General features: G+C 61.7%; 21 protein-coding genes. 7 read left to right on the forward strand and 14 right to left on the reverse strand.

Going from position 1 to position 18,757, the window contains the following annotated elements; all coding sequences use genetic code 11:
• Nucleotides 1-128 precede the first annotated feature (128 nt).
• Nucleotides 129-260 (reverse strand): hypothetical protein, encoded by a 132-nt coding sequence (locus BXE_RS47910; RefSeq protein ID WP_267886373.1) that lies wholly within the window; start codon nucleotides 258-260, stop codon nucleotides 129-131.
• Here BXE_RS47910 and BXE_RS21990 point away from each other — a divergent pair.
• Nucleotides 259-1,992: an IlvD/Edd family dehydratase gene (locus tag BXE_RS21990; protein ID WP_011490347.1), complete on the forward strand. Its 1,734-nt coding sequence runs from the start codon at nucleotides 259-261 to the stop codon at nucleotides 1,990-1,992. The genes BXE_RS47910 and BXE_RS21990 overlap by 2 nt on opposite strands.
• A 274-nt stretch (nucleotides 1,993-2,266) precedes the next feature.
• Here the strand turns inward: BXE_RS21990 and sap1 are convergent, their stop codons facing one another.
• Together sap1 and speG are read right to left on the reverse strand one after the other, a co-directional pair.
• Nucleotides 2,267-2,605: a surface attachment protein Sap1 gene (gene sap1, locus BXE_RS21995; RefSeq protein WP_007180093.1), complete on the reverse strand. Its 339-nt coding sequence runs from the start codon at nucleotides 2,603-2,605 to the stop codon at nucleotides 2,267-2,269.
• 452 nt (nucleotides 2,606-3,057) lie between these two features.
• Nucleotides 3,058-3,600 carry a spermidine N1-acetyltransferase gene (gene speG, locus BXE_RS22000; RefSeq protein ID WP_011490348.1) on the reverse strand — a complete coding sequence of 181 codons (543 nt, stop codon included), beginning with the start codon at nucleotides 3,598-3,600 and terminating at the stop codon, nucleotides 3,058-3,060.
• Nucleotides 3,601-3,853: 253 nt separating this feature from the next.
• Between speG and BXE_RS22005 the strand changes: the two genes are divergently transcribed.
• The gene (locus BXE_RS22005) at nucleotides 3,854-4,057 is read left to right on the forward strand and encodes a hypothetical protein (protein ID WP_216668582.1); all 204 of its coding nucleotides are present in this window, start codon (nucleotides 3,854-3,856) and stop codon (nucleotides 4,055-4,057) included.
• A 117-nt stretch (nucleotides 4,058-4,174) separates the two neighbouring features.
• On the opposite strand, the gene BXE_RS22010 is transcribed toward BXE_RS22005, so the two are convergent.
• Both BXE_RS22010 and BXE_RS22015 read right to left on the reverse strand, forming a co-directional pair.
• Nucleotides 4,175-4,600 carry an HIT family protein gene (locus BXE_RS22010; RefSeq protein ID WP_011490349.1) on the reverse strand — a complete coding sequence of 142 codons (426 nt, stop codon included), beginning with the start codon at nucleotides 4,598-4,600 and terminating at the stop codon, nucleotides 4,175-4,177.
• Between the two features lie 69 nt (nucleotides 4,601-4,669).
• Nucleotides 4,670-5,605 (reverse strand): GlxA family transcriptional regulator, encoded by a 936-nt coding sequence (locus BXE_RS22015; RefSeq protein WP_011490350.1) that lies wholly within the window; start codon nucleotides 5,603-5,605, stop codon nucleotides 4,670-4,672.
• Between the two features lie 176 nt (nucleotides 5,606-5,781).
• Here BXE_RS22015 and BXE_RS22020 point away from each other — a divergent pair, with 176 nt between their 5' ends.
• A complete protein-coding gene (locus BXE_RS22020) occupies nucleotides 5,782-6,594 on the forward strand; it encodes an SDR family NAD(P)-dependent oxidoreductase (RefSeq protein WP_011490351.1) in 813 nt (270 codons plus the stop codon).
• Between the two features lie 78 nt (nucleotides 6,595-6,672).
• On the opposite strand, the gene BXE_RS22025 is transcribed toward BXE_RS22020, so the two are convergent.
• Complete coding sequence (locus tag BXE_RS22025) at nucleotides 6,673-7,200, reverse strand: Lrp/AsnC family transcriptional regulator (protein WP_007180099.1); 528 nt, start codon at nucleotides 7,198-7,200, stop codon at nucleotides 6,673-6,675.
• Between the two features lie 152 nt (nucleotides 7,201-7,352).
• Here BXE_RS22025 and mdeB point away from each other — a divergent pair, with 152 nt between their 5' ends.
• A complete protein-coding gene (gene mdeB / locus BXE_RS22030; protein ID WP_011490352.1) occupies nucleotides 7,353-10,094 on the forward strand; it encodes an alpha-ketoglutarate dehydrogenase in 2,742 nt (913 codons plus the stop codon).
• 18 nt (nucleotides 10,095-10,112) lie between these two features.
• Here the strand turns inward: mdeB and BXE_RS45465 are convergent, their stop codons facing one another.
• Complete coding sequence (locus BXE_RS45465; protein WP_193352955.1) at nucleotides 10,113-10,250, reverse strand: hypothetical protein; 138 nt, start codon at nucleotides 10,248-10,250, stop codon at nucleotides 10,113-10,115.
• A gap of 311 nt (nucleotides 10,251-10,561) precedes the next feature.
• On the opposite strand from BXE_RS45465, the gene BXE_RS22035 reads away from it, so the two are divergent.
• A complete protein-coding gene (locus BXE_RS22035; protein WP_011490353.1) occupies nucleotides 10,562-10,885 on the forward strand; it encodes a hypothetical protein in 324 nt (107 codons plus the stop codon).
• 85 nt (nucleotides 10,886-10,970) lie between these two features.
• On the opposite strand, the gene BXE_RS46630 is transcribed toward BXE_RS22035, so the two are convergent.
• From BXE_RS46630 to mnmE, 3 genes are all read right to left on the reverse strand, one after another.
• Entirely contained in the window at nucleotides 10,971-11,132 is a 162-nt protein-coding gene (locus BXE_RS46630; RefSeq protein ID WP_007180109.1) for a hypothetical protein, read from the reverse strand.
• Between the two features lie 254 nt (nucleotides 11,133-11,386).
• Nucleotides 11,387-12,586 carry a tyrosine-type recombinase/integrase gene (locus BXE_RS22040; protein WP_011490354.1) on the reverse strand — a complete coding sequence of 400 codons (1,200 nt, stop codon included), beginning with the start codon at nucleotides 12,584-12,586 and terminating at the stop codon, nucleotides 11,387-11,389.
• Nucleotides 12,587-12,759: 173 nt separating this feature from the next.
• Nucleotides 12,760-14,154 (reverse strand): tRNA uridine-5-carboxymethylaminomethyl(34) synthesis GTPase MnmE, encoded by a 1,395-nt coding sequence (mnmE, locus tag BXE_RS22045; RefSeq protein ID WP_011490355.1) that lies wholly within the window; start codon nucleotides 14,152-14,154, stop codon nucleotides 12,760-12,762.
• Nucleotides 14,155-14,520: 366 nt separating this feature from the next.
• Between mnmE and BXE_RS22050 the strand changes: the two genes are divergently transcribed.
• Together BXE_RS22050 and BXE_RS22055 are read left to right on the forward strand one after the other, a co-directional pair.
• Entirely contained in the window at nucleotides 14,521-14,937 is a 417-nt protein-coding gene (locus BXE_RS22050) for a transcriptional regulator (RefSeq protein ID WP_011490356.1), read from the forward strand.
• Nucleotides 14,938-15,324: 387 nt separating this feature from the next.
• Nucleotides 15,325-15,732, forward strand: coding sequence for a transcriptional regulator (locus BXE_RS22055; RefSeq protein WP_007180113.1), 408 nt, complete (start codon nucleotides 15,325-15,327; stop codon nucleotides 15,730-15,732).
• Between the two features lie 151 nt (nucleotides 15,733-15,883).
• Here BXE_RS22055 and yidC read toward each other — a convergent pair whose 3' ends face one another.
• From yidC to rpmH, 4 genes are all read right to left on the reverse strand, one after another.
• A complete protein-coding gene (yidC, locus tag BXE_RS22060) occupies nucleotides 15,884-17,542 on the reverse strand; it encodes a membrane protein insertase YidC (RefSeq protein WP_011490357.1) in 1,659 nt (552 codons plus the stop codon).
• A gap of 30 nt (nucleotides 17,543-17,572) precedes the next feature.
• Nucleotides 17,573-17,803, reverse strand: coding sequence for a membrane protein insertion efficiency factor YidD (gene yidD / locus BXE_RS44480; RefSeq protein ID WP_007180115.1), 231 nt, complete (start codon nucleotides 17,801-17,803; stop codon nucleotides 17,573-17,575).
• Nucleotides 17,804-17,909: 106 nt separating this feature from the next.
• Nucleotides 17,910-18,407, reverse strand: a complete 498-nt coding sequence (locus BXE_RS22065) for a ribonuclease P protein component (RefSeq protein WP_193352956.1) — start codon at nucleotides 18,405-18,407, stop codon at nucleotides 17,910-17,912.
• Nucleotides 18,408-18,421: 14 nt separating this feature from the next.
• Complete coding sequence (gene rpmH / locus BXE_RS22070) at nucleotides 18,422-18,556, reverse strand: 50S ribosomal protein L34 (RefSeq protein ID WP_004198824.1); 135 nt, start codon at nucleotides 18,554-18,556, stop codon at nucleotides 18,422-18,424.
• Nucleotides 18,557-18,757: the final 201 nt, after the last annotated feature.

The following is an 18,757-nucleotide window of genomic DNA, read 5'->3' on the forward strand; positions in this document are numbered from 1 at the left end:
ATGTTGCTTTGCAGCCGCGAGCTCGAAAGCGCCGGAAAACTGCCGGTTATTCACTACCTTTCAAGGCAAGTCCGGCTCGATCGGCGAAAACATCGGATCGAAGCGATGGCGCCAGACGCTGCCAGTGGCTACAAAACCCACCTGGCGCTGACGATTTCGCGCGTCGTCCAATCTGTCTTATTTTCAAGATGATGCGGGTAGCGCACTTTTACGCCCGCGGTTACCTCCCGCTCCACATGTTTGCCAACAGGAGATTTCATGGCTGACTCCAACCAGACCCGGAAGCCGCTGCGTAGCCAGGCGTGGTTCGGCCTCCAGGGCCGCGACGGTTTTCTGCATCGGTCGTGGATGAAAAACCAGGGCATTCCCCACGACGAATTCGACGGGCGCCCGGTGATCGGCATCTGTAATACGTGGTCCGAACTGACGCCGTGCAACGCGCATTTTCGCGAACTCGCGGAGTACGTGAAAAAAGGCGTGCATGAAGCGGGCGGCCTGCCGCTCGAGTTTCCCGTGATGTCGCTCGGCGAGACCAACTTGCGGCCCACGGCGATGCTGTTTCGCAACCTCGCCTCGATGGACGTCGAGGAGTCGATTCGCGGCAATCCTATGGACGGCGTGATCCTCCTCGTCGGCTGCGACAAGACCACGCCCGCGCTGCTGATGGGCGCGGCTTCGTGCAACCTGCCCTCGCTCACCGTCTCCGGCGGGCCGATGCTCAACGGACGGTTTCGCGGCAAGAATATCGGCTCAGGCACCGGAGTCTGGCAGATGTCCGAAGAAGTGCGCGCCGGTACGATGACGCAGGAAGAATTCACCGAAGCCGAGTCGTGCATGAACCGCTCGCGCGGTCACTGCATGACGATGGGCACGGCGTCGACAATGGCCTCGATGGTCGAATCGCTCGGCATGGGCTTGCCGCATAACGCCGCGATTCCCGCCGTCGATGCGCGCCGCCAGGTGCTCGCGCATCTCGCGGGCCGGCGGATCGTCGACATGGTCCGCGAGGATCTGACAATGGACCGGATTCTCACGCGCGAGGCATTCGAGAACGCGATCCGCACCAATGCGGCGATCGGCGGCTCGACCAATGCCGTCGTTCATCTGATTGCGCTGGCGAGGCGCATTGGCGTGGAGTTGTCGCTGGAGGATTGGGAGCTGGGGTCGAACGTGCCGTGTCTCGTGAATCTGCAACCGTCGGGCGAATATCTGATGGAGGATTTTTACTACGCGGGCGGTCTGCCCGCGGTGTTGAAGCAGCTCGGCGAGCAAGGCCTGCTGCATCGCGACGCGCTGACGGTGAACGGCAAGACGATCTGGGACAACGTACGCCACGCGCCGAATCACGACGAGAAGGTCATCACGACGTTCGCCGAGCCGTTCAAGCCGAAGGCCGGAATCGCGGTGCTTAAGGGCAACCTGGCGCCGGATGGCGCGGTGATCAAACCGTCGGCGGCAACCGCGCAGTTGCTCAGACATCGCGGCCGCGCGGTGGTGTTCGAGAACGTCGAGGAACTGCATGCGAAGATCGACGACGAGTCGCTGGACATCGACGAGCATTGCATCATGGTGCTCAAGGGCGCGGGGCCGAAGGGTTATCCGGGCTTTGCGGAAGTCGGCAATATGCCGTTGCCGAAAAAGGTGCTGCAAAAGGGCATTACGGACATGGTGCGCATTTCCGACGGCCGCATGAGCGGGACGGCCTACGGCACGGTGGTGCTGCATGTGTCGCCGGAAGCGGCTGCGGGCGGCCCGCTCGCTTTCGTGCAGACCGGCGACATGATCGAGCTGGACGTCGACGCACGCCGCCTGCATCTGGACGTCACCGACGAAGAACTCGCGCGCCGGCGTGCCGCATGGCAGGCGCCCGAGGCGCCCAAACGCGGCTACTACAAGCTCTATGTCGAGCACGTGTTGCAAGCGGATCAGGGCGCGGATCTGGACTTTCTGGTGGGATCGAGCGGTGCGCCGGTGCCGCGCGATTCTCACTGACGGGCACGACCGCGCGCGCCATGAGCCAGCGGTCGTTTCCTGCACCTGCCAATCAAGCGCACTTCCGATGCGGATGGACACCGTCCGCATCGGCTTTTTTCTGTCCGTTTCAAGGCGACGAAAAAACGCACGCAAATAAAAAACGGCCAGGCATTTCATGCCCAGCCGATTTTTAACTCACAGGTTCACCGCCTCCGGCTTTTTAAAGTCAGAGGATCGACGCATGCCGAACCGGAATCATATTCCGGGCAATGCCGGAATATGGGCGTTCAGCTTATTGCTTGATGAATCGATCGTTCGCCCAAAGACCTTGCGTGTCGCTATTGCCGGAATTCACGAATTCGACGTCGTGTCCGACCACGCGCACAACGCGGAAGCTTGAGTTTTCTGGCGTCGAAACACACTGGTATCCGGAGAAGAATTCCTGCATTTTTTGCTGTTCACCGGCTTGCGCATGCTGGTCGGCGGCGTCGAGTTTATCCTTCGACAGGCAGCCATACCCATTGGCCTTGAACTGGATGGTTTGCTGCGGCTTGATCACGACGTCTTGCGCCTGAACTGTCGCGGCAGCCAATCCCGCAATGGCGAAAACAAGGGCGATTCGCGTTTTCATATTTTCCTCCGGTGCGGGTGGATACTCAGGTTAGCTATGTATTTAACTTTAACGTTGAACCCGCACCTTGCACTTTAGGAGAACGCGAGAGAACGACAAGCACATCTTGTGTGCGGTTGCAACAGCGGCTAATTGTCGCACCAGCGTTTGCGCCGGGTTATCTGTTGAGCGGTGACTTGATCAAGTGTCCTTGCGATCGATAATCCGCAAATGGGTGACGCGCGCCGCTTTAACCAGTAAAGCTTTGCGACGCGTATTCGCGTAAACGAGGGGCGTCAATTAAGCGATTTACTACATTTATTGTGGGCAGTTGGTGCGTTGCACACAAAGTCATTCAGCTGGCTAAACAGGAATGACAAAATAACGGTGTATTTGCAGAAGATAAACAGTGCCAGGTACCACGAGCGGTGCGTGCGGGGTTTGTTTGGTGAGGGCGCTGCGCAGTCGCACGCTCAATAGACTTGCTGATTCACCTTGAAGAATTCCTCCTGGAACATGCACATGCGCAGAGCGTTGTGATAGCTGCCGTTGCCGAAAAACTCTTCGATCAGCTCGGCTTCGTGCCGGAAGCCGCACTTCTCATAGACGTGAATGGCCGCTGTATTCGCCTTGTCGACGATCAGATAGACCTTGCGCAGGTTCAGCACTGAAAACGCATAGTCGGTTGCTAGTTGCGTGGCGAGGGTTGCATAGCCGCGGCCTTGTGCATGAGGCGCGATGATGATCTGAAACTCGCCTCGCCGGTGAATGTAGTCGAGCTCGATCAATTCGACGACCCCGACGGTCTGCCCCTCGTTGTCGATCGCCACGAAGCGTCGCTCGCGCAGGTCATGTACGTGCTGGTCGTAAAGCTGCGTCAGTTCGGAGAAGGTTTCATAGGGCTCCTCGAACCAGTAACGCATGATTTTCGCGTTGTTGTTCACTTCATGGACGAAGCGCAGATCGGTGCGCTCGAGCGGGCGCAACGTGAGTTCGCTGCTGCGTTCGATAGTCATTGGATTCCCCTTGAGAGTTATTGGTCTGAACGCGCATTCCGTGCGTGGGCGCGTTCCAGTTAGTCAGGGCCCGGGGTGGGGAGTTCTTGCAAAGTCCTGCTTCCGCACGCCACTTTTTTGCAACACGCGCCGCGGCATGCGGCTTTGGAGAGTGCCTGGCGTCGTGTTGCCGCAGGCGCGCGATCGCGCGTGATCGCGCGATTGCGAGCGCCGCGGCACGGTATGGGTACGCCCGGTGCTCTACAATGAAATCATGCTCTTGCGACCGGAGGCCACCGTGATCGAGCACTTGATATTGGGCGTTTTTCTGGTCATTCCGCTGCTCATCGTGGCGTTTCTTTTCTCCGACGAATTGTGGCAGGAACACCGGCATCTTCACGAAATGCGACCCGCGCGTGTCAAGCCGCGGCGTATCGACTGGCGGCATCCGCTGCGCCGCTCGCGGCATCGCCTTTGAAGCGCGCCGCGCCTGCCTGCCGATCAATACGCCCGCGTGCTACGCCGCGCGATTTCTTCCCACCGTACGGCGCGTGACCGCGCGTCGTGCATGGCGCGTCACGCACCCGGCACCCGGTCAGTGAGCGCGCCAATGTGAGCGAATGCGCTTGGCGAGTGCTTCGAGCGTATCCGCGTCGGCGACGTCGCGCGCGTGCATGCGCAGCGGCTGGCCTTCCCAGCGCGGAATCACGTGAAAATGCACATGCGGCACGGTTTGTCCCGCGGCGGCGCCGTTGAATTGGCCAATGAACACGCCGTCCGGGCGCAACGCCGCGCGCACCGCGATTGCGAGCTTTTGCGTCATGCGTATGCATGCCACTAGGGAAGCATCCGACAGCTCGAAAATCTCTGCTACCGGTTCCTTCGGCACCACTAGCAGATGGCCGTCGGCTTGCGGCATGAGATCCATGAAGGCGAGGGCGGCATCGGTTTCGGCCACTTTGATGCAGGGTAATTCGCCGCGCAGAATCCTCGCGAAGGGATTGCTGTCGTCGTAGTTCATCGCGTTCCTCTCATGGTGGAAGGTCATATCGGATGTTGCTGCGGTTCCCCGTATTGTCCATCACCTGTGTTACATCACGCGCGCGGCGCGTTTGATCGCCTGCGGCGGCTGGCCGAACGCGCGCAGAAACGCGCGGCGCATCCGTTCTGTATCCACGAAGCCGGTTTCCGCCGCCACCACTTCCATAGAGTGGCGGCCCGCTTCCAGCATGGCGCGCGCGGCTTCTACGCGCAATGCCTCGATGGCTTTGGCTGGGGATTGGCGGGTTTCGTCGCGAAAGGCGCGGCTGAACTGGCGCGGACTGAGATGCGCGACGTCGGCGAGTTGTTCGACCGTCAACGGCTCGCGCAGATGGCTTTTGGCGTACGAGAGCGCGTTCTGGATGCGATCGGATTTCGGCTCCAGTTCCAGCATGGCCGAGAACTGCGACTGGCCGCCAGCCCGGCGGTGATAGACCACGAGCTTCCTGGCGATAGCGCGCGAAACTTCCACGCCGAGATCGTTTTCGACGAGCGCGAGACACAGGTCGATGCAGGCGGTCATGCCGGCCGATGTCCACACCGAACCGTCGACGATAAAAATGCGGTCTTCGTCCACGCGCGCCTGCGGGAAGCGCCGTTGCAGATCGCGCGCGTGGATCCAGTGGGTCGTGGCGTGGCGGCCGTCGAGAATCCCGGCTTCCGCCAGCACGAACGCGCCGGTGCAGATGCTGGCGGTACGCCGCGAGGCGGCGAGGGCGTCGTTCAGAAACGCCAGCAATCCCGACGACGACGGCGCGATCTGCATCGCGCCGGTGACCACCACGGTGTCGTACGCCGGATCGCTGAACGGCCGGGTGGCGATCTCGACGCCGGCCGAGCTGCGCACCATTCCGCCATGCTCGGAAATGACTTCCACTTCGTACTCCGGCTGGCCGGCCTCCAGGTTCGCCAGTTCGAACACCGAGATCGCCACCATATCGAGAATCTGGAAGCCGGGGAAAACCACCACGCCGATATGTCTCATCGCGATGTCCTAAAACGAGGTAAATACGACATTTGAGACGAAAGAGTACGCGCCTACACTTGCCTCGTCAACACCGCAATGTCCACGCAAACCGCGCGGCAGCGGAGGTTTCCGGGTTTTCCCATTCATCGGACGGGCAGCGGCGCAACCCGCCGCGCCCACTAGGAGAGAGTTAAATGGCAACGCAAGCAGGCAAAGGAACGGCATTGGTGACGGGGGCGTCGTCGGGTATCGGCGCAGTGTATGCAGACCGCCTCGCGCGGCGCGGCTACGACCTGATTCTCGTGGCGCGCGATGCAGAACGGCTGAACGGTCTGGCTGGGCGTCTGTCGAGCGAAACCGGCCTCCACGTCGAAACGATCGCGGCGGACCTCACCGTCAAAGCCGATGTGCGCCGCATCGAGGAACGGCTGCGCGCGGACCGCAGCATCACGATGCTGGTCAACAACGCAGGCGTCGGCGCGACCGCCTCACTGATCGACTCGGACGTGGACGCGCTCGAAAAGATGATCGACCTGAACGTGACGGCGCTGACGCGTCTGACAGCGGCCGTCGTGCCGGCTTTGGTGGAGCGCGGCAACGGCATCGTGATCAATATTTCGTCGATCGTCGCGTTGTCGCCGGAACTGTTGAACGGCACGTATAGCGGCACCAAGGCCTACGTGCTGAACCTGACGCAATCGCTGCATCACGAAGTGAGCGGCAAGGGCGTGCAGCTGCAGGCGGTGCTGCCGGGCGCGACCAGCACGGCATTCTGGGGCCGCGCGGGCTTGCCGGTCGAGCATCTGCCGTCGGAGATCGTGATGACCGCCGAAGACATGGTGGACGCCGCGCTCGCCGGCCTCGATCAGGGCGAACTGGTGACGATTCCGTCGTTGCCGGACGCGGCAGACTGGGACCGTTTGAACAGCGCGCGCCAGCAGTTGCAGCCGAACCTGTCGCACAAGCTGCCGGCCGCGCGCTATACGCACGTCGCGGCAACGGCGTAACGACTGCTTTCGGCGCATCAAAGGCAGACAGGCAGCTCACAAAGGGCAGCGGCAACTGGACGCTGCCCTTTGTGGCTCTCAGCGCCAGTCAGTCGACACGTCGTCGGGATCGACCAGCGTCAGTCCCGACGACGGCAGCGGCAGCGCCGTCTTGTAACGCACCTGCTTGAGCGCGAAGCTCGAGCGGATATTGGAGATGCCCGGAATCTTGGTCAGATGATCGACGATAAAGCGCTCCAGCGTCTGCATATCCGGCATGACCACGCGCAGCAGATAGTCGGCGTCGCCCGTCATCAGATAGCACTCCATCACTTCCGGGCGCTCCGAAATCGCCTGTTCGAAGCGCTGCAGCGCGTCTTCCACCTGCTTTTCCAGGCTCACCTGAATGAACACGTTGATGCGCAGCCCGAGCGGCTCCGGATTCAGCAGCGTGACCTGCTGCTTGAACAGGCCGAGCTTTTCGAGCGCCCGCACGCGGTTAAAACACGGCGTGGCCGACAGGTTCACCGAACGCGCCAGATCCGAATTGGTGATGCGCGCGTTCTGCTGCAACTGGCTCAGGATGCCGATGTCGATACGGTCAAGCCGTCTGGGTGGCGTGGTCATAGATGAAATATTCCGTGTCACCGGCGAATTCAGGAACAAATAGCCTATCGCAGTGCAGGAACACAAGCAAATGAGACGCTCATTTTGCGACCACATGGTTACCATTGACTCATTCGATCTTGAACCGAACGTGTCGATGCGGGAGTGGCGCCATGACGGATTTATCCAGCGGTAGCAAGCAATTGCGGTTTTTGAACACCCATCGTGTCGACACGACGGAGCAGGCGGATACCGATCCGCAGGAAACCGCCGAGTGGCTGCAAGCGCTCGACGGCGTGGTCGCGCATGTTGGCCGCGACCGCGCGCAGTTTCTGTTCGACAAGCTCGCGAGCCATGCGCTCTCGCTCGGCGTGGAATCGGCGCGCACCAGCGTGACGCCGTATCAGAACACCATCCCGTTCGAGCAACAGCCGCGCTATCCGGGCAATCTCGAACTCGAAGAACGGCTCGCCGCCGCGCTGCGCTGGAATGCGCTCGCGATGGTGGTGCGCGCGAACAAGGCTTACGGCGAACTCGGCGGCCATATTGCGAGTTACGCGTCCGCGGCGGACCTGTTCGAGGTCGGTTTCAACCATTTCTTCCGCGCCACTGCGCCGGGCGGCGAGGAGGGCACGGGCGACCTCGTCTACTTCCAGCCGCACTCGTCGCCGGGCGTCTACGCGCGGGCTTATCTCGAAGGCTTTCTCTCCGAAGAAAACCTGCAGTACTACCGGCGCGAGATCGGCGGACCGGGCTTGTGCTCGTATCCGCATCCGTGGCTGATGCCGGACTTCTGGCAATTTCCCACCGGCTCGATGGGCATCGGGCCGATCAATGCGATTTATCAAGCGCGCTTCATGCGGTATCTCGCCAATCGCGGCCTCGTGCAAACGGAAGGCCGCAAAGTGTGGGGCTTTTTCGGCGACGGCGAAATGGATGAGCCGGAATCGACCGGCGCGCTTTCACTGGCCGCGCGCGAAGGGCTCGACAATCTGGTGTTTGTGATCAACTGCAATTTGCAGCGCCTCGACGGCCCGGTGCGCAGCAACGGCCGCATCATCGACGAACTGGAAGCGCACTTTATCGGCGCCGGCTGGAATGTGATCAAGGTGATCTGGGGTTCGGACTGGGACGCGCTGTTCTCGCGCGACCGCACCGGCGCTTTGCTGCGCGCTTTCGCGCATACCGTGGACGGTCAGTTCCAGACCTTCTCGGCGAACGACGGCGCCTACAACCGCGAACGCTTCTTCGGCCAGAACCCGGAGCTTGCCGCGCTCGCCGCGCAACTGAGTGACGACGACATCGACCGTTTGCGCCGTGGCGGCCACGACGTGCGCAAACTGCACGCGGCGTACGCGAACGCGCTCGCGCACCACGGTCAGCCGACGGTGATTCTCGCGAAGACGATGAAGGGCTTCGGCATGGGCACCTCGGGCCAGGGCCGCATGACCACGCATCAGCAGAAGAAACTCGACTTCGACGACCTCAAGGCGTTTCGCGACCGCTTCCGCCTGCCGCTGACGGACGAGGACGTGGAACAGGTGAAGTTTTACAAACCAGCAGAAGACAGCCCGGAAATGCAATACCTGCATGCGCGCCGGGCAGCTCTCGGAGGCTATCTGCCCAGAAGGCGGAGAGTTGCATCGAAGGGGCTGATCGTCCCGCCGGTGTCCTCCTGGGGGCAATTCGCGCTGGAATCGAACGGCCGCGAGATGTCCACGACGATGGCGCTGGTCCGCATGCTGACCGCACTGCTCAAGGATCAGGAAGTCGGTCCGCGCGTGGTGCCGATCGTCGCCGACGAAGCACGTACCTTCGGCATGGCGAACATGTTCCGCCAGGTCGGCATCTATTCGCCGCTCGGGCAGTTGTACGAGCCGGAAGATCTCGGCTCGATGCTGTACTACCGCGAGGACACGAAAGGCCAGATTCTCGAAGAGGGCATTTCGGAAGCGGGCGCGGTGTCGTCGTGGATCGCGGCGGCAACGTCGTACAGTGTGCACGATCTGCCGATGCTGCCGTTCTACATCTACTACTCGATGTTCGGTTTCCAGCGCATCGGCGATCTGATCTGGGCGGCGGCGGATCAGCGGGCGCGCGGCTTCCTGATCGGTGCAACCTCCGGCAAAACAACGCTTGGCGGCGAGGGCTTGCAGCATCAGGACGGCACGAGCCATCTGGCGGCATCGACGATTCCGAACTGCCGCGCGTACGACCCGGCGTTCGCGTATGAGGTTGCCGCGATCGTCGACGAAGGCATGCGCGAGATGGTCGAGCAGCAGCGCGACGTGTTCTATTACGTCACGGTGATGAACGAGAATTACGCGCAGCCGTCGGTGCCGGGCGACAGCCCGGAGGCGCTGCGCGAAGGGATTCTCAAGGGCATCTATCCGCTCGCCGCGCAAGCGCAGGAGAGCACGCAAGCCAGGGTGCAATTGCTCGGCGCTGGTGCGATTCTCGGTGAAGTGATCGCGGCCCGGCAGATGTTGAAGGACGATTGGCAGATCGATGCCGCCGTGTGGAGCGTGACCAGTTTCACCGAGTTGCAGCGTGACGGAATGGCGGCGGAGCGGCTCGCGCGTCTCGGCGAGGAAACCGGCACGCCGTATGTCACGCGAGCGCTCGAAGCATCGCAAGGTCCGATCATCGCCGCCACGGACTATGTTCGCGCCGTGCCCGAACTGATTCGCGCGTACGTGCCGCGCCGCTACGTGACGCTCGGCACCGACGGCTTCGGCCGCAGTGACACGCGCCAGGCGTTGCGCGAGTTCTTCGAAGTCGACCGCAAGGCGATTGTGATCGCCGCCCTCAAAGCGCTGGCGGACGAGGGCGCGATCGGGGCAACCGTGCTCGCCGAAGCGCGCCGCAAGTATCTCGGCGCCGCAGCAGTCGGTGCCGCTTCCTGGCAACGTTAGAAAGCGGCTGCAGAATGGTCAGTCGCTCACCGCGACCCGGCTCTTGCCGTCCCGTTTGGCGCGATACAGGCCGACATCGGCGGCTTCGATCGGCTTCGTCACCGGCTCGGTGACGGACGGCGCGAGCACCGCCGACTGGCCGGCCACTTCGTTCATGATGCGCGGCAGATCGCGCGAGGTCGCGCGCCTTACTTGTGGCTTTACCTCAAGCCGGTGTTGTCGGCGTCGTCTGTGTTGGGATCGATGGGTCGGCAAGCTTTACGGGGCGCCAAATTTATCTGGCGAGTCATGAGGCGAATTTCACATTGATCGGGGGAATGAATCAGTCGAACGGAGGGACCAGGCGATCTTCATGGCGGCCGGCGCTTTGCGCATTACACGAGTAATGGCCGGTTACCACTTGCTGCATCTATTTCCGCGCGCGCCGGCCACAATCGGTTCCATGCCTGAACGGCGGGGAGTCAAACATGAAAAAGATCGCAGTGGCGTTGTTGATGGTGGGAAGTCTGAGCGTAGCCGGGCAAGCGTCGGCGCACGGTAACGGCGGGGACGTGGTGGGCGCGCTGATTGGTGGCGCCGTGCTGGGAGCGGTGGTGACCTCCGCGCTGAATCCGGCGCCCGTGGTGGCTTACCAGCAGCCCGTGTATGCGCAGCCGGCGTATCAACCCGCTCCGGTCTATGCGCAGGCGCCGCCGGGATATTGCTATGACCAGTATCAACGTGCGTATGTCGCATGCGGTGCGCCGCCGCCGGCGCAATACGGATATCCGCAGCCTCAACCGGGTTGGTAATCTGATAGCGGAGCACGTGGCTGTTGCGCGTGCACAAAATGAAAGGCCGTCGCCTTGCGCGACGGCCTTTCATTTCATGCGTCGTTCAGTGCCGGTGATGCAGCCACTCCGCATAGTGCGTATCGAGCCAGCGCTCGCGTCTTTGCGGCCTCGTCTTCTGGTGGTAGTGGGACGCGGCCCAGATAGCGACGCCGACCAGCAGCATGACGGCAGGCCCCAGCAAATAAGCCATCAGCGATTCAGACATGGGAGCCTCCGTATGGGGTTGCGTGCAACCTTCAGTTTAGGCGATCAAACGCGAGAGAAAAGGACCGCGTGAATCGATGCCGACGCGTGCTTGCATGGCGTCCGGGTTTTCGCTTTTTGAAACCTGATGAGAAATCGGATTCTGTCTTTGCGGCAAAGAGTTAGGATCGATCCAAGGTGATTCGTGTACCAAAGAATCGTCTTGGTGCCACGGCTGGCGGAATAGAACGACGCATGCCCGTCAGCGCTAGCGGGTCATGCGCTGCGGGTGTCCTTGATCTGCGCATCGACGAAATCCGCCCAACGCTGCATGATCCGACGTTGATCCGCAGCCTTTTCCGCATTCGTGCTTTGCCTGAGACGTTCGGGCACTTCTTCGGCACCGCGGTCGGTCGCCTCTGCGTGCGCCGTCATCTCGCGCAAGTGCGCCGTTGCGGTGCGCCGGAAGTCATGCAGAACGAAATGCTCCACGTCGAGGCCGAGCGCCTTGACGGCCTGGTTCAATGTGCTTTTGGCGATGGGCCGGTCGTCGCCTCTGACGCTCGGGAATACGAAGTTTCGGCTGGCCCTGGTCTCGTGAAGCTCGCGCAGCATGGAAACTGCCTGAAGCGAAAGAGGCACGCGCTGATCGCGGTCTTTCTTCAGGCGCGCGGCGGGTATTGTCCACAGCGCTTTGTCCAGATCGAATTCGGCCCACGTCGATTCGACCAGGTCCGATTTCCGCACCATCGTCAACACCAACAGATGCAGCGCCAATTTCAGCGGCCGGCGAATGCTCGACGCGTCGATCGACCGGAACATGGCGCCGATTTCGTCGCCCGAGAGCACGCGGGTGCGGCTGTCGAAAGTGGCGATGGAGCGCGCCGGAACGACTTCGGCCGGATTGCCGGCCGCGAGTTGCCGGGCAATCAGGTACTCGTAGAGACGCTTGACCACATTGCGCGTGTGCAGCGCCATTTTCGGCGAACCGCGGCTTTTGATTCTGTCGCATATCGCCACGATGTCGGCGGCGGTAACGGCTTTGACCGGCATGTGGCCGATGGCGGGCAGCACGTCCTTTTCGAGCGCGCGCCGCGTGGTGCGGCGATATTCCTCCGACTTGCCCGCCATTTCCGTCGCGAGATAAAGCTCGGCTGCTTCGCGCAGCACGTCGGCTTTGCTTTCCGCGCCGCGATCGCGCCGCGCGGTGGCGACCGGCGAAATACCTCGCGCGACCATCTCCGCATACTTTTGCGCCTTGGCCCGCGCGACGCGCAAAGAGATCATCCGGTAGTCGCCAATGGTGGCGAGCGGCTGACGTTTGCCGTCCAGCGAATAGCGGAAACGCCAGACCTTGGTGCCGGTCGTCATGACTTCGATGACGAGGCCGTTGCCGTCGGCGACGCAATAACGGGCGGCGCGCGGTTCGAGCGCGCGGATCTGGGCTTCGGTGAGGGGGACGGCTAATCGGGGCATGCTCGGATCGTTGAAACGCGGACAGCGGCGATTTTAAACCTATGCCCACTGTGTACCAAAGATTTAGCGGTTTTTGGGTCAACGAAGCGAGATTTCATATGGATGAGGACGGTCGCCGAATCCCTCGTGAAAGCCTGAAATATAACCTTTATGAGGTGGAGGCCGAGCCTCGTTCACTTGCCGATACAGAACCTGCTGAAAATCACTCCGAGCAGGTCATCCGAACTGAATTCGCCCGTGATGGAATTCAGCTGGTCCTGCGCGAGCCGAAGCTCTTCAGCGAATAGGTCCAGCGCCTGGGAGTTCTGATCGGCGTGCGCGGCTGCGGTGGCGAGATGTTCTTCGGCGGCGCGTAGTGCAATCAGATGCCGTTCGCGCGCCAGGTACACGCTTTCCGCGCCTGCTTGCCAGCCGGCGATCCGCAGCAACTCTTCGCGCAACAGCGCTACGCCGTCGCCCTGTTTCGCCGAGAGCCGCACTTCGCTCAGATCCAGGTCTGCGTCGAGTGCTCGCGTTGCCGGCGCAAGGCCGGTCAGGTCCGTCTTGTTCAGCACGCGCACCACCGGCACGCCGGCCGGAAAGCGCCCGGCGATCGCCTCGTCTTCGACCGTCATGCCGGTGCGCGCATCGAGCAGATGCAGTACGACATCCGCGCGTTCGATCTCGTTCCAGGTGCGCGCAATGCCGATTTTTTCGACTTCGTCCTCGGTATCGCGCAGGCCGGCGGTATCGATCACGTGTAGCGGAATGCCTTCGATCTGGATCGTCTGCGCGACCTTGTCCCGCGTGGTGCCGGCGATCGGCGTGACGATCGCCAGTTCCGCGCCCGCCAGCGCATTCAGCAGCGACGATTTGCCGACGTTGGGCTGCCCGGCCAGCACCACCGAGAGGCCCTCGCGCAACAACGCGCCTTGCCGCGCCTCGCTCAGCACGTGCCCGAGGCGCTCGCGAATCCGCGCGAGCTTGCCGCGGGCGTCGGCGGCTTCGAGGAAGTCGATCTCCTCCTCGGGAAAGTCGAGCGTCGCTTCGACGAGCATGCGCAGCGTGATCACGTCTTCGACCAACGCGTGAATGTCGCGCGAAAATGCGCCGTCGAGCGAGCGGCCCGCCGAGCGCGCGGCGGCCTCGGTGCTGGCCTCGATCAGATCGGCGACCGCTTCGGCTTGCGCCAGATCCAGCTTGTCGTTGAGGAAGGCGCGGCGCGTGAACTCGCCCGGTTCGGCCAGACGTAGACCGAAGGCGCGGCCGGCGTCGATGCAACGCTGCAGCACGAGTTGCAGCACGACCGGACCGCCGTGGCCCTGCAGTTCGAGCACGTGTTCGCCCGTATAGGAGTGTGGCGCCGGGAAGTACAGCGCGATGCCACGGTCGAGCGCATCGCCGCTGGCGTCGAGGAACGGAACGTAGCTGGCGCGGCGGGCGGCGAGTGTCTGACCGGTGAGCGCTTGCATCAGCGGCTGGGCCGCCGCCTCACCCGCTCGGCCGAACGAAATCCGCACCACGCCGATACCTCCCCGGCCGGGCGCGGTGGCGATGGCGACGATGGGATCGGAATCGGTGGTGAGCATGGAAGCGTGGGCAAAAACGGTGAGGAGGGCAGGGTGCTGGCGGTCAACGCGGCGCGAGGCATTGTAACGCGGCGGTGTGTGAAGGCTGACAGGCGGCGCGGCGGAGCCGCCGCTTTGGTGACCCGGCGCCGATTTCGGATTTATCTCGCAAAAGCTAAATTGTGCTGCGTTTTTTGAGAATAATTAAGACTGCACGAGATAGCTAAATCCCTATCAGACTGTAAAAAAAGGGAAAAAACGCACAATTTTTAAAATCGCGGCGCATCACGGCTGGCGCTGGTCAAAGCTAAAAAATATATTAATTTCGATACTTCCTAGCCTGATTGGTTGAGAACCCACGGCTCGGGCGCTTGCACAATCCGATGCATGACGACCAAACAATTGAAAGCCGCGTTTGCCGAACGACTCAGCCGCTCGATGAAGCGGCTCAATATTCCCAACGGGGCCGAGCTCTGTAGAAAATTCAATCTCCTCCACACCGGCGCGGACGTGACGGATCAGGCCATATACAAATGGCTCGACGGAACGACAATGCCACGTCAGGCCAACCTGCGCACGTTAGCCAGATTGCTGGACGTGGATAAGCATTGGCTGGCTTACGGACTGTCGCGGGATACGAAGGCAAAGCCCCTCGCGCCCGGCGAGAGCTATCCGCTTTCGGCCGAGACGATCGAGTGGGTGCCGAAAAAGGGCGCGTTGATATTGACGATAAACCTGGAGGACCGCGCCGGGTTCCAGGAGGTGACCGTCCGCGTTGCCAGCCAGAATGACGAAGAAAGTTAGCGAGCGTGCGGCTTGCAGGCCTTTTGATCGTCAATGCTTTTGGCGCTCAACGGCCTGCCGCCCGCTGGCCTCGGAACTGTCAGATCGTGTTTACCTGACATTGGGCAACTGTGCCGCCTGATGGACTGTCTGCCTGCTGTTTCAACAGACAAGTCGGATTTATCTCAACCAAGCTAGGATTGCTACCGCTTGTCCTGCGAAAAAATAGGACGCCGCCCGACTTCATGGCTACTGCAGGTCCAGCATACAGCGAAAAACAACAAAAAATGACAACTTCGGCCCGCGCTTTGTTCGGCGGCGCCTGCAAGCTAAATGTATCTCAAATAGGCTATAAGTAAGCTTGGCTGGTTGTCAACTGGTTGAACGTTGAATTGCACAATCCGGCCCATGCCGACCAACAAAGAAAAAGCCGCCTTCGCCAAACGGCTGAAGGACCTGCTAGAGCCGCTGAAAATTCGCGGCGGGACCAAGCTCGCCGAGCAATTCAATCTTCGCTACCGGGGCGAGCGTGAGGTTACGCCGCAAACCGCTCACAAGTGGCTAGCCGGTACGACGATTCCAAAGCCCGACAAATTGCGTACGTTAGCCGAATGGCTGAACGTCAAAGAGCATTGGCTTCATTACGGACCGCCACCGGGCACGAACGCGAGGCCGTTGGCGCGCGGCGAGAAATATCCGCCGTCGCCGGAAACGATCGAACTCGCTTCGAAGATCCAGTCGCTGACGCCGAAAGACCGCTTCCTGGTCGAGGAGATGATCGTGCGCTTCTACGGCGAGGATGCGGAAGAAGAGTAACGGCGGCCTCGCCGAGGCGATGGTTTCGGCTGTAACCATAAAAAATGCCGCCCGGTGCAAACCGGGCGGCATTTTCTTGGGCTGCTGCGTGAGCCAGCGTCGGCTTGCATCGGCCTGCGAGCGGGCGTTGCCGCCCGCCTTAGGCCAGATATCAGGCCGCTTTGGTTTTCGCCTGCCCCATCATCCGCGTGATGTAGTACTGCTGGGCGATCGAGAGCACGTTGTTCACGACGTAGTACAGCACCAGGCCGGCCGGGAAGAAGAAGAACATGACCGAGAACGCGATCGGCATGAACATCATCATCTTGGCTTGAACCGGGTCCGGCGGCGTCGGGTTCAGTTTGGTCTGCAGGAACATGGAAACGGCCATCAGCACCGGCAGGATGAAGAACGGATCCTGTTGCGACAGATCGTGAATCCACAGGATCCACGGCGCGCCGCGCATTTCCACCGACGACAGCAGCACCCAGTACAGCGAAATGAACACCGGAATCTGGATCACGACCGGCAGACAGCCGCCGAACGGATTGACCTTTTCGGTCTTGTACAGCTCCATCAGCGCCGAGTTCATCTTCTGCGGATCGCCCTTGAAGCGTTCGCGCAGCGCCTGCATGCGCGGCGTGATCGCCTTCATGCGCGCCATCGACTTGTAGCTCGCAGCGGACAGCGGGAAGAACACGGCCTTGATCAGCAGCGTGAGCAGCACGATCGACCAGCCCCAGTTGCCGACATAGCTGTGGATCTTCTCGAGCAGCCAGAACAGCGGCTTCGCGATGATCGTCACCCAGCCGTAGTCCTTCACCAGTTCCAGACCCGGCGCGATGCCTTCGAGCATGCGCTCTTCTTCCGGACCCGCGAACAGACGCGCGGATACGTCGACGGTTTGGCCCGGCGCGATGGTCGGCACCGGCTCCTTCACGCCGACGCGATACAGCGCCGGATCGATCTTCTCGACGTAAATATCGCGCTTCGCACCTTGCTGCGGAATCCAGGCCGACGCGAAGTAATGCTGGACCATCGCAATCCAGCCGTTGTCGGCCGAAGTCGCGTAGTCCTGCTTGTTCTTGTCGATGTCGCCGAACGTCATCTTCTGGAAGTGATGCTGGTCAGTGTAGACAGCCGGCCCGATGAACGTGTGCGAGAAGCGCGGCGTTTCCACCGGCTGATCGTCACGTACCAGTTCCATATAGACCGACGGGCTCACCGGCGTGGTGCCGACGTTCTGGATCTTCGTGTCGACGCCGATCACATAGCTGCCACGCGTGAACGTGTAGGTCTTGATGACCTTCACGCCACCCTTCACCGGCGACTCGAAGCTGATCTGGAACGACTTTTCGTCGCCCGTCAGATCGTGCGGCTGGTTCGGCAACGGCGTGTAGATGTCGTTGTGATTCGGGAAGTCGCCGCCGAGCAGGCCCGTGCGCGCCAGGTACGTGTGGTTCGCGGTGCGGTCGAACAGCGTGATGACGAGGTCGGGCTGCTTGCCGTCGCCTTGCTTGACGAGCGACAGCTTCGACAGCGTGCCGCCGCGAGTGTCGATTTCGCCGCTATAGACGTCGGTGTTGAACTTGATCAGTTGCGATTGCGTGGCCGCCGGCGCGTTGCCCGGTGCGGCTGCGTTCGTGGCCGGCAGATCGGCGGGCTGGGTTCCCGGCGTCGTGGTTCCCGGTGCGGCGCTACCGACGGTCCTGGTCGGCGTGGCGCTCGGGAAGAACATCGACGGGCGTCCGTGGTCGCGTTGCCAGTTGTCGAACAGCATGACCGCTGACATGAAAAAGATGACCCATAGGACGGTGCGTTTGATATCCATGCGTTGTCTCAGTGTCGATGGAACGGCGCGTCAGCGCTTTTCAGAAGTGGGAGGCGGGACGAGATCGATGCCGCCCGCGGAAAACGGGTGGCAGCGGCAAATACGCCTGGCGGCGAGATAAGTCCCGCGCGCGGCGCCATGATACTGGATTGCTTCGCGCGCGTAATCAGAGCAGGAAGGGTAAAAACGGCACCGGTTGCCGAGCATTGGGCTCACGGCAACCTTGTAGAAACGCAGTAAAGCGATGAGTACCGTTTGCATGGCTGGTGCGGCCGGACGGCGCCGCGCAACGTGGAGTACCGGGCGAGGCCCGCGCAGCACGGCCGCCGGAGCGGCCTGAACTGCAAAGCGGGCGGTCACTTGAGCGTCATTCCGTCTTGGGCGCTTCCGCGGGCGGCGCCTCGCGACGGGTCACTTCGCGCGCTGCCTTGTCGAGCAGCGCCTCGATTTCGCTGCGGCACAACGCCCTCAACGGCGGCGACGAAGCGCTCGGCAAAGCTTTCTTGTCGAAGCGCGTGTGCAAACGCAGCAGCACATCCCAACCGCCGAATTCCGCGCGACGCAGCCGGAAGGCTTCACGCGCGATTCGACGCACCAGATTACGCGTGGCCGCACGCGGCGCGTACTTCTTGCCGATCACGAGGCCTAAGCGAGCTTCGTTGCCGGTGGGCCGGCCGTACACCACGAAGTGCGCGGTACGGCGCCACGGGCGCAAACGAAAAACGGATGAAAATTCATCCGTTTTCAGCAGCCTTGCGGCTTTGGGGAAGGCGGCTTGCGCTCGCAACGGAACCGAGCCCTGTTGCTGCGCCCCAGCCGTTCCCGCGTTACCGCTGGCTTCGCTTGGCACACACAGTGCGCGCAATCCGCTCGCCTGCCTTAGATGGCGAGGCGCTTGCGGCCCTTCGCGCGACGTGCGTTGATGACCTTGCGGCCACCGGCGGTCTTCATGCGAACGCGAAAGCCGTGGGTGCGCTTGCGACGGGTAACGGAAGGTTGGTAAGTACGTTTCATGTTGCTCTCACTTGATCGAAAAATAACCGCGCGATCATCGCTGAAAGCGCAATGGCCGGAGGTTTACTGAATTGGTTTTCGCGGAACCCGCTATTTAAACCGGTTTTTCGTTGACCGTCAATAGTTTAGCCTGATTCGACCGTGCCCCGCGAGGAGTTCGACGGCTGATCCGTCCCTGTGGATAACTCCCTTACGGGTCCG

Origin of the sequence: Paraburkholderia xenovorans LB400 (assembly GCF_000013645.1) — a bacterium.
GTDB lineage: Bacteria > Pseudomonadota > Gammaproteobacteria > Burkholderiales > Burkholderiaceae > Paraburkholderia > Paraburkholderia xenovorans.

What these genes read in the sequence shown, in the direction of transcription:
- BXE_RS45465 (WP_193352955.1), bottom strand. Translation starts at nt 10,250, where the DNA reads ATGAACGAAGTGGCCGGCCAGTCGGCGGTGCTCGCGCCGTCCGTCACC.
- BXE_RS22055 (WP_007180113.1), top strand. Translation starts at nt 15,325, where the DNA reads ATGCCGACCAACAAAGAAAAAGCCGCCTTCGCCAAACGGCTGAAGGAC.
- mnmE (WP_011490355.1), bottom strand. Translation starts at nt 14,154, where the DNA reads ATGCTCACCACCGATTCCGATCCCATCGTCGCCATCGCCACCGCGCCC.
- BXE_RS22020 (WP_011490351.1), top strand. Translation starts at nt 5,782, where the DNA reads ATGGCAACGCAAGCAGGCAAAGGAACGGCATTGGTGACGGGGGCGTCG.
- BXE_RS22025 (WP_007180099.1), bottom strand. Translation starts at nt 7,200, where the DNA reads ATGACCACGCCACCCAGACGGCTTGACCGTATCGACATCGGCATCCTG.
- BXE_RS22010 (WP_011490349.1), bottom strand. Translation starts at nt 4,600, where the DNA reads ATGAACTACGACGACAGCAATCCCTTCGCGAGGATTCTGCGCGGCGAA.
- BXE_RS22015 (WP_011490350.1), bottom strand. Translation starts at nt 5,605, where the DNA reads ATGAGACATATCGGCGTGGTGGTTTTCCCCGGCTTCCAGATTCTCGAT.
- mdeB (WP_011490352.1), top strand. Translation starts at nt 7,353, where the DNA reads ATGACGGATTTATCCAGCGGTAGCAAGCAATTGCGGTTTTTGAACACC.
- sap1 (WP_007180093.1), bottom strand. Translation starts at nt 2,605, where the DNA reads ATGAAAACGCGAATCGCCCTTGTTTTCGCCATTGCGGGATTGGCTGCC.
- yidD (WP_007180115.1), bottom strand. Translation starts at nt 17,803, where the DNA reads ATGCAAACGGTACTCATCGCTTTACTGCGTTTCTACAAGGTTGCCGTG.
- speG (WP_011490348.1), bottom strand. Translation starts at nt 3,600, where the DNA reads ATGACTATCGAACGCAGCAGCGAACTCACGTTGCGCCCGCTCGAGCGC.
- BXE_RS22050 (WP_011490356.1), top strand. Translation starts at nt 14,521, where the DNA reads ATGACGACCAAACAATTGAAAGCCGCGTTTGCCGAACGACTCAGCCGC.
- yidC (WP_011490357.1), bottom strand. Translation starts at nt 17,542, where the DNA reads ATGGATATCAAACGCACCGTCCTATGGGTCATCTTTTTCATGTCAGCG.
- rpmH (WP_004198824.1), bottom strand. Translation starts at nt 18,556, where the DNA reads ATGAAACGTACTTACCAACCTTCCGTTACCCGTCGCAAGCGCACCCAC.
- BXE_RS22035 (WP_011490353.1), top strand. Translation starts at nt 10,562, where the DNA reads ATGAAAAAGATCGCAGTGGCGTTGTTGATGGTGGGAAGTCTGAGCGTA.
- BXE_RS47910 (WP_267886373.1), bottom strand. Translation starts at nt 260, where the DNA reads ATGAAATCTCCTGTTGGCAAACATGTGGAGCGGGAGGTAACCGCGGGC.
- BXE_RS22005 (WP_216668582.1), top strand. Translation starts at nt 3,854, where the DNA reads ATGCTCTTGCGACCGGAGGCCACCGTGATCGAGCACTTGATATTGGGC.
- BXE_RS22040 (WP_011490354.1), bottom strand. Translation starts at nt 12,586, where the DNA reads ATGCCCCGATTAGCCGTCCCCCTCACCGAAGCCCAGATCCGCGCGCTC.
- BXE_RS46630 (WP_007180109.1), bottom strand. Translation starts at nt 11,132, where the DNA reads ATGTCTGAATCGCTGATGGCTTATTTGCTGGGGCCTGCCGTCATGCTG.
- BXE_RS21990 (WP_011490347.1), top strand. Translation starts at nt 259, where the DNA reads ATGGCTGACTCCAACCAGACCCGGAAGCCGCTGCGTAGCCAGGCGTGG.